An 8,308-nucleotide genomic window follows, 5' to 3' on the forward strand; every position below is an offset into this window, starting at 1 on the left:
CGTCAGTGGCAGTGATGCGTACTGACGGGCAAATTGATGTAATACAGGAGTCCTTTTATGCAGATTATAAAAGAGGTCTCTCAAAAGAATTAAGGATTTAACAGTGCGTTATGGCATACGTTTTATTTAGGTGGGGGTGAGAACCATCCTCTTTGGTTAAGAAAAGGAAATGATAATGAAAAAAAACGTGATGATTATCGGTGCAGGTGGCGTGTCCAATGTTGTTGCTCATAAGTGCGCACAGCATAATGATGTTCTCGGCAATATTGTCATTGCATCAAGAACAAAGTCTAAATGTGATAAAATCATAAACAGTATTGAGCGCAAGGGCAGCAAAAAGTACCAGGCGTATTCCATCACAGCGTACCATCTGGATGCCATGGATATTCCTGCCACGGAAAAACTGATTAAACAGACAGCAACCGCCATTGTCATCAATGTCGGAACTGCATTTATAAATATGAGTGTATTGCAGGCCTGCATCAATACAGGCACGGCCTACATGGATACAGCCATTCATGAAGAGCCGGATAAAATCTGCGAAAACCCGCCCTGGTATGCCAATTATGAGTGGAAACGCCTTGGGGAATGTCGAAAAAAAGGGATAACCGCCATTCTGGGGGTGGGGTTTGATCCAGGGGTTGTAAATGCCTATGCCGCGTATGCGGACAGATATATTTTCGACACGATTGATACCATTGACATTATGGATGTCAACGCAGGGTGCCACGGGGAATATTTTGCGACCAATTTCGACCCTGAGATCAACTTCCGGGAGTTTACCGGCGGGGTATGGACCTATATCGACCGGCAATGGATAAAAAAGCAGATGTTTGAAGTAAAGCAGGTCTACAATTTCCCGGGTGTCGGGGAAATGCCCATATATCTGAACGGACACGATGAGATTCACTCTCTTTCCAAAAATATTGATGCAAATTCCATCCGGTTCTGGATGGGATTCGGGGATCATTATATCAATGTGTTTACCGTGCTGAAAAATATCGGCCTGCTCTCGGAGCAACCTGTTACCACGGCAGAAGACCTCACAGTCGTCCCGTTAAAAGTGGTCAAGGCGTGTTTGCCGGATCCTGTATCCCTTGCTGCACAATATACCGGCAAAACCTGTATCGCAGACCTGGTAAAAGGCCGTATCAATGGTGATAATGAAGAGGTGCTGCTTTATAATATCTGTGATCATAAAGCCTGCTATGAAGAAGTTGAAAGCCAGGCCATTGCATATACTGCCGGGGTTCCTCCTGCGGCGGCCGCAATGCTGATTGCTACGGGAGAATGGGATTGTAAAGAGATGAAAAATGTTGAGGAGCTGGACCCGGCTCCGTTTCTGAAAATACTGAACCAAATAGGACTGCCAACCAGAATTATAAAGGACGGGGAAGATCAACCGCTCTCTTTGTAGTTGCCGGCAGCTTTTTTTAAATCGTGAACCAGGGCAGACAGATCCAGGTTGTATTTTTCAGCAACTGTTTCAAGGGACTCAAAAAGCGCGTTGCAGCAGATGCATGCCCCTGCCCTGGCATCCCAGCGCTTGAACACGTCCTGGGTGGCGCTGTATTTTGAAACAATGTCCAGCACTGTCATGCCAGGCTCAATTGCGCAGGTCCAAGAACGATTTTCTGATTTATCCGTCATTTTTTAAATTATTCTTTAATGCAGGGCTAAAATGAGCGCCCCAGGCGCTTCACCCTCTTGTTTCTTGTTTCTTGTCTCTAGTTTCCTGAACCCTGCCCAGGGCTTTGGGGATCTGCAAAATAACGTCCATCACCTGCGAGGCGGGTGTCGGGTTGGCATACACCCCGGCCATTCGATTGACCCGGGCGGCAATGCAACAGGCCTCCGGGATGCTTTTCCCGGATTCAATCAAAGCGCAGGCAAGCCCGGTCAGGGTGTCCCCGGTGCCGCCCATGGCCTCCATGGCTTCGGCCGCGGGATTTCTGATCTGATCTGTGATTTCACCATCAGCCACCACATAATCAACACTGCCCTTGACCAGAAGGTGGCGAGCCCCGTTCCGGTGTTCATAGGCCCGGGCAATAAGATCCGGCACCTGGTTGTCCTGGTGCAGAATAAAGCCCCTGGTGTAAAAAGGATGGGGCGCAGTTTCGTCGGCCAGAAAGGAGAGTTCCCCCACATCCGGGGTAAACAGGTCATAGCTTGGGGCCTGGCCGCTCATCTTGGCCGCGTACATGAAACCGGCATCTGCGATGAGAACAGGCCTTTTTTCCATCTCTTCCACGGAGAACAGGATTTTATTGTGCCAGTCTACATCAGGCTGAAGATAGTGAAACGCCAGGGTAGTTGCCGCCATGCCCGGCAGTTCCCGGGACAGGCGTTCATAAAGTTTGCGGCTGCCCTTGCCCGTGCCGATGTCACCGACCAGAGCAGTTTCAACCGGCATCTGTCCAAGCACTTGACAGGCAGCCAGCACCGCGCCGACCAGGGCCGGGGTTCCCCGGTTCACAGGCACACGAATTCCCTTGACGATCATATCAGCGCCGTCCAGGACCGGCGGCCCAAAGGTCAAAGGAAAGGTGTCATCCGGCACGGTGCCGACGATCAGGAGCATTGGCGAATCATCTCCTTATGGGCCAGTTCCAGGGCATATCCGCAAAGGGTATGCCCGATTTTGCCGGGCCTTGGGGCCTCATCCAGGTGTCTGCCCACCATTTCCCGGGCAAGATAAGGCACATCCGGGCACCCGCCGCCTGAAATATTGACAATAATTTTTGTTTTCTTTTCAATGGTAAGCTTCATATTGGCGGCGCGGACCATGAGGTAGTCCCCAAAATCCCTGGTGTGAAAAAGATCCACGGGTTTGAGTAGGGGATGGGTCACCGGCACCACTTCCAGGGGCGGCAGCCCCGCCTCTTCAAGCTGTCTTGTCAGCATCAATTCTTCAATGAGGGGAAACTGGATCACCAGATCGCAGCCGCTTTGGAGCCCCGGGGGAGGCCCCATCACCTTGATCTCCCACCCCCGGGATTTTAAAAAATTCTCCGCCTGAATCACTTCGGATGTGTTTTCAAACACCAGAATGCCCAGATCTTCCTTTACCTTCCGGGGCTCATTCTTTTGTGTCCGGTTAAACAGGCGGGATACACGTTTGAACACAACTCTTATTCTTTCCGGATAAAAATATGGGTATTATCGGCATTGTCTTTAATATCAGAAATTTTCCAGCCTTTGCTCTCTGCGGCCCGGACCACATTTTCCCTGGAGGCCATGTTGTCCACGATAACTTCAAGTTTGCGATCGGTTCCGGATTTTATGGCATCCAGGGTCATCAATACCGGCTGGGGGCAGGAAAGCCCCCTTGCATCGACTATTTTGCTCATTGTATTTTCCTTATCTTTTTATTCAAATTAAGCGGCAATGCGTTTCCTCATGGCAAATCCGATGAACAGGCAAACAGCGAAACCCACGATAACAGCGGCGATGCCGTGGGGGCCAAGGCCTTTGGGAGAGCTTGCCAGGCCGAAATTATGGGCAAAGGCTGCACCGGCAATCATTCCCAGCACAAAGACCGAGGCGTCGTTATCCCCTTCACCGGCCAGGAAAAGCTGGCGCCCGGGACAGCCGCCTGCCAGGGCAAAAGCCAGTCCGGCCAGGGCCATGCCCAGAAAATTCCAGACATGAAGGTTATGGGCCACGGGCTGGCCTGTAAATCCGGGATGAAACTGGCCTAGAACAACATTGGCAATAAAGGCACAAATCAGCAGGGATAAAAAGCCTGAAAGCAGATGGGTATGGCCGAACAGGATCAGGTCACGAAGCGCCCCCATGGTGCAGAACCGGCTGCGCTGGGCCAAAAATCCAATACCCAGGCCCACCACAAGGGAGATCAGTAAAGGCGCATGCATGGACCCGGGCCCTTTGAGGCTGTAAAACAGTACGCCGCTTTTGCCTTCTATGTCCACGTTCACCTGGGGATAAATGACCATAAGAATCAAAAGGCCGAGCATGACCAGGGGCAGCATCCATCCGGCACCCGCATGGGTGGCCTGGGAGCGTCCCAGGTTATACCCGTTTTTCAGGAACATGACCCCGATCCAGACCCCAAACCCCAACCCCAAAATGCCCAGAACGGCATTCAGGTCCCCGCCGGCCAGGCGAAGCACGGCCCGCCAGGGACAACCCAGGAAAACAAGAGCCCCGATCATGGCAAAAACACCCAGGACAAAGCGAACCATGGGCGCTGATCCGCACCTTGGTTTAAACTCCTTAAAGCTGTAGGCAGCGACCAGGGAACCCAGCACAAATCCGATAATTTCAGGACGGACATACTGGACAACACCGGCCCTGTGCAACCCGATGGCACCCGCGATATCCCGTTCAAAACAGGCAACGCAGATTCCCATATTTCCCGGATTTCCGAGTTTTTGTAAAACAGCGGCAATAATTCCGATCACAGCGCCCACAACAACGACACCCACGCGGGTGGAAAAAAAATTTTTGGCCATAGCCCGACTACCTCCTATACGTTTCATTTATAAATATTTCAAGTCTGCCTGTTTTATGTTATCCGGAGGAAAAAGAAAAGAGGCCCAACCAAACAAAAACAAAGGAAAAAAAATGGAAAAAACCACCCAACACTGCCCGTCATGCGGCGGGAAACTGGTTGTCAGGCGCGCCTGTCCCCATGTTATCATCTGCTGCGACGCCTGCGGCAAAAGCTACCCCCAGGAGAAATACAAAGAACTGATAGATGATTACTGGGAGGAAAAACTGGCCAATATACCGGTGAACCGGCTTTAGGCCTATGATAAGTAATGATAAGAATGATCAAATTTATTTAAAATCAAGCCCTGATATGATAGCGTTGTTCCTGGAAATAAATTCTTCAACCTGTTTTTTTCTTTTGGAGTGAATATGGCCCGTTTTCCAGGACAATTGGTCTGTTTATCTATCTTCACCCTCATTATTATAATCTGTGTTTGCGGCATTGTTGTCCCGGACTGCCAGGCCGCACCGTCCACAGCCCGGCCTGGGCAAGCTGAACTTTTTCCGGTTTATGACCTGATCAAACCCAATGTGACATTCTGGACCCATGTGTTTACCAAACACACCCGGGCTCAGGCCCTGGTCCACGATACGGGCAACCTGTCCAGAATTTATGAAGAGATCAAACTCAATCCCGCCCAGAGCAGGGAAGCTGCCCAGGCAAACAAGGCGACAAAAACAAAGGCCCTTGAAAAATATAGAACCATATTGCTGACACTTTCCAAGGGCAAGGTGCCGGAAACGCCCATGGAAAAAAAAGTGGCAGCCCTGTTTCCAGGCAAAACCCAACCCATGGAATTCAAACTGGCCGCCCAAAGGCTCCGGGTGCAAACCGGATTAAAAGAGCATTTCATGGAAGGGGTAATCCGCTCAGGCGCCCTGATCGATGAGTTTAAAATGATATTCAAATCCCATGGCCTGCCCGAAGACCTGGCCTACCTGCCATGCCTGGAATCAGCCTATGACATCCAGGCCTACTCACAATCCGGGGCTGCCGGATTGTGGCAGTTCACCCATTATACGGGCAAGCGGTTCATGGATATCAACCATGTGGTGGACCAGCGCCGGGACCCCATTGTCTCCACCCATGGGGCAGCCCGGCTTCTGAAAAAAAATTATGAAACGCTTGAAAACTGGCCCATGGCCATTACAGCCTACAACCACGGCCTTGGCGGCATGTCCCGGGCAAAGGATAGGCACAAGACCTATCCGGCCATATACACAAATTACAACAGCCGGTCCTTTAAATTTGCCTCGCGCAATTTTTATCCGGAGTTTATTGCCGCCCGCCAGGTGGCGAAAAATTATGTTAACTATTACGGCAATATAACCCTGGATAAACCCGGACAAAAGACCCGGTACAAGGTGAAAGGCTTTGTAGCTGCAAGTGATCTTGTCTGCAAACTGCCAATGAGTCTGGAAACCTTTCAGGAGATGAACCCGGCGCTAAAAAAACCGGTTTTTGACGGCATGAAATACATCCCGCCAGGGCAAACCCTGTATCTGCCCAAGCATATATCTTCGGACCTGCTGGACAAAACCCTTGGAACGTTGTACCGCACAGCCCAGAGGCCCACCCCCTTTCACCGGGTGGTCAAGGGGGATACAGCCGGCAGCATTGCCAATGCCTACAAGGTGCCCCTTAAAAATCTGATCAGACTGAACGGTCTTGGAAAAAAGGCGGTGATCCATATTGGCCAGACCCTGAAAATCCCGTTTAAAGAAGAGACCCAGCCCCTCCGGGCTGCCGGGGTTCCCAGATCGGAATCCCTGGCCCAGTCGAAAACAGGGCCGTGGCCCCCAAAGCAGCCTGCAAAGCCCCAGCTGACCCCGGATCAACCCAAGCTTCCAAATCTTCCCCCTGTGCTGACGCATGAAAATTTATAATCAATGATATCAATGACCCAGCCCCATATCGGGAATCATTCTAGCACAAAAGCAAGTTGCGCCTGACTAAGGGCCGGCTTAATCGTGCAACGCTTTTGTGTTGCAGTCTTTTGTATCAATTTTTGTATCAAGCCTGCGGCCTTGCCTTGACACAGGCCGTATTTCCCGGGTATTAGAAATATTTTTTTATTAACACCAAACAGTTCAGGAAGTCTGGTAATGGCATATAAGATAGCAGTGAACGGATATGGAAGGATCGGACGTTGCGTAGTGCGTGCCCTTTACGAGTCCAGGGCATACAGGGAAAAGCTTTGCCTTGTGGCCGTTAATGAAGCCTGGCATCCGGATACTGTGTTTCATCTGACCCGGTTTGATTCCACCCATGGACGGTTCCCCGGGAATCTAAGGAAAACCGCCCGGGGTATGGCCATTGAAAACGATGAGATCTGCCTGCTCCAGGAAAAAAACATCGGGAACCTGCCCTGGAAAGACCTTAAGGTGGACGCGGTTCTGGACTGCACCGGTATTTTCAATGACCGGCAGGCCGCCAAACTGCATATCCTGTCCGGTGCTGCAAAGGTTATTTATTCCCATCCCGGCAAAGATGAAATGGACGCCACCATTGTATACGGGGTGAATCACAACAGCCTGAAAGCCGGACATGCGGTTATTTCCAATGCCTCCTGCACCTCGAACTGCCTGATTCCCATTTTAAGCGTCATTGACGCTGTGCTTGGCATTGACAGCGGTTCAATCACCACCATTCATTCTGCCATGAACGACCAGCCTGTGATTGACGCATATAATACAGATCTGCGCAAAACAAGGTCTGCCCTGCAGTCCATTATTCCGGTGACCACCTCCCTTGCAAAGGGGATCGGCAGGATCCTGCCCCATCTGGACAACAGATTTGAAACCCTGGCCATCCGGGTTCCCACCACCAATGTTTCCATCATGGACATTGCCCTTGTGGTGGGGTCGGACACAGATGCAGGCCAGGTCAATGCCCTGCTTACCCGGGCAGCAGAATCGGATTTAAGCGGCATCCTAGGGGTGAATGACGAACAGCTGGTGTCCTGTGATTTTAACCATGATCCCAGGTCCGCCATTGTTGATCTGCCCCAGACCCGGGTATCGGGATCACGGCTTGTAAAAATCCAGGCATGGTTTGACAATGAGTGGGGGTATTCCAACAGGATGCTTGACACCACAATTGCCGCCCTTGATAAATAAAGTAAAGGAATTTTGTCATGGCCTTAGATCCAACCCAGCATGCGGATTGGGAAATTGCAGAAGATGCGGAAAAAAACATGCTCACCATTTATGAAATCGGTGAAAAACTCGGATTGACCAAGGAAGAACTGCTGCCCCATGGGCATTACATTGGTAAAATTGATTCCATGACAGTACTTGACCGTCTTAAGGATAAGCCCAACGGAAAGTATATTGATGTCACCGCCATTACCCCCACCCCCCTTGGCGAAGGCAAATCCACCTCTGTCATAGGCCTGGTGCAGGGCCTTGGAAAACTTGGGAAACGGGTTTCCGCAGCCATCCGTCAGCCTTCGGGGGGCCCGACCATGAACATCAAGGGATCTGCCGCCGGCGGCGGCCTTTCCCAGTGCATTCCGTTAACGCCCTTTTCCCTGGGATTTACCGGCGACATCAACGCCATCATGAACGCCCACAACCTGGCCATGGTTGCCCTGACCTCCCGGTTGCAGCATGAAAGAAACTATACGGACGAACAACTGGAACGCCTCTCGGGCATGAAGAGAATCGACATTGATCCCACCAATATTGAAATGGGCTGGGTCATGGATTTCTGCTGCCAGGCCTTACGTAACATCATCATCGGTATTGACGGCGTAAACGGCAAGTTCGACGGTTTCATGATGAAATC

The 8,308-nt window shown here is 51.0% G+C and carries 10 protein-coding genes; 5 read left to right on the top strand and 5 right to left on the bottom strand.

The window, feature by feature from the left end; genetic code table 11:
• Positions 1-175: 175 nt before the first annotated feature.
• The gene (locus AB7U36_RS13585; protein ID WP_428160295.1) at positions 176-1,417 is read left to right on the top strand and encodes a saccharopine dehydrogenase family protein; all 1,242 of its coding nucleotides are present in this window, start codon (positions 176-178) and stop codon (positions 1,415-1,417) included.
• Here AB7U36_RS13585 and AB7U36_RS13590 read toward each other — a convergent pair.
• The 5 genes from AB7U36_RS13590 to yedE are packed head-to-tail and all read right to left on the bottom strand — an operon-like array spanning position 1,399 to position 4,478.
• The gene (locus AB7U36_RS13590; protein ID WP_428160296.1) at positions 1,399-1,650 is read right to left on the bottom strand and encodes a hypothetical protein; all 252 of its coding nucleotides are present in this window, start codon (positions 1,648-1,650) and stop codon (positions 1,399-1,401) included. The two genes, AB7U36_RS13585 and AB7U36_RS13590, sit on opposite strands and share 19 nt — an antisense overlap.
• Positions 1,651-1,699: 49 nt before the next feature.
• On the bottom strand, positions 1,700-2,584 hold the full coding sequence (locus AB7U36_RS13595) for an NAD(P)H-hydrate dehydratase (protein WP_428160297.1): 885 nt from the start codon (positions 2,582-2,584) through the stop codon (positions 1,700-1,702).
• Positions 2,575-3,129 (bottom strand): DUF3343 domain-containing protein, encoded by a 555-nt coding sequence (locus AB7U36_RS13600; protein ID WP_428160298.1) that lies wholly within the window; start codon positions 3,127-3,129, stop codon positions 2,575-2,577. Before AB7U36_RS13600 ends, AB7U36_RS13595 begins: the two co-directional genes overlap by 10 nt.
• 5 nt (positions 3,130-3,134) lie before the next feature.
• Positions 3,135-3,353, bottom strand: a complete 219-nt coding sequence (locus AB7U36_RS13605; protein ID WP_428160299.1) for a sulfurtransferase TusA family protein — start codon at positions 3,351-3,353, stop codon at positions 3,135-3,137.
• A gap of 27 nt (positions 3,354-3,380) precedes the next feature.
• Positions 3,381-4,478, bottom strand: a complete 1,098-nt coding sequence (yedE, locus tag AB7U36_RS13610; RefSeq protein ID WP_428160300.1) for a YedE family putative selenium transporter — start codon at positions 4,476-4,478, stop codon at positions 3,381-3,383.
• 112 nt (positions 4,479-4,590) lie between these two features.
• Here yedE and AB7U36_RS13615 point away from each other — a divergent pair, with 112 nt between their 5' ends.
• The 4 genes from AB7U36_RS13615 to AB7U36_RS13630 form a co-directional block, all read left to right on the top strand.
• A complete protein-coding gene (locus AB7U36_RS13615) occupies positions 4,591-4,773 on the top strand; it encodes a dual CXXC motif small (seleno)protein (RefSeq protein WP_428160301.1) in 183 nt (60 codons plus the stop codon).
• Positions 4,774-4,887: 114 nt separating this feature from the next.
• Complete coding sequence (locus AB7U36_RS13620) at positions 4,888-6,405, top strand: transglycosylase SLT domain-containing protein (RefSeq protein ID WP_428160302.1); 1,518 nt, start codon at positions 4,888-4,890, stop codon at positions 6,403-6,405.
• 219 nt (positions 6,406-6,624) lie between these two features.
• On the top strand, positions 6,625-7,638 hold the full coding sequence (locus AB7U36_RS13625; RefSeq protein WP_428160303.1) for a type I glyceraldehyde-3-phosphate dehydrogenase: 1,014 nt from the start codon (positions 6,625-6,627) through the stop codon (positions 7,636-7,638).
• 17 nt (positions 7,639-7,655) lie between these two features.
• Positions 7,656-8,308: formate--tetrahydrofolate ligase (locus AB7U36_RS13630; RefSeq protein WP_428160304.1), on the top strand; the 653-nt coding region annotated here is incomplete at its 3' end.

It is taken from the genome of Desulfobacter sp. (genome assembly GCF_050177295.1).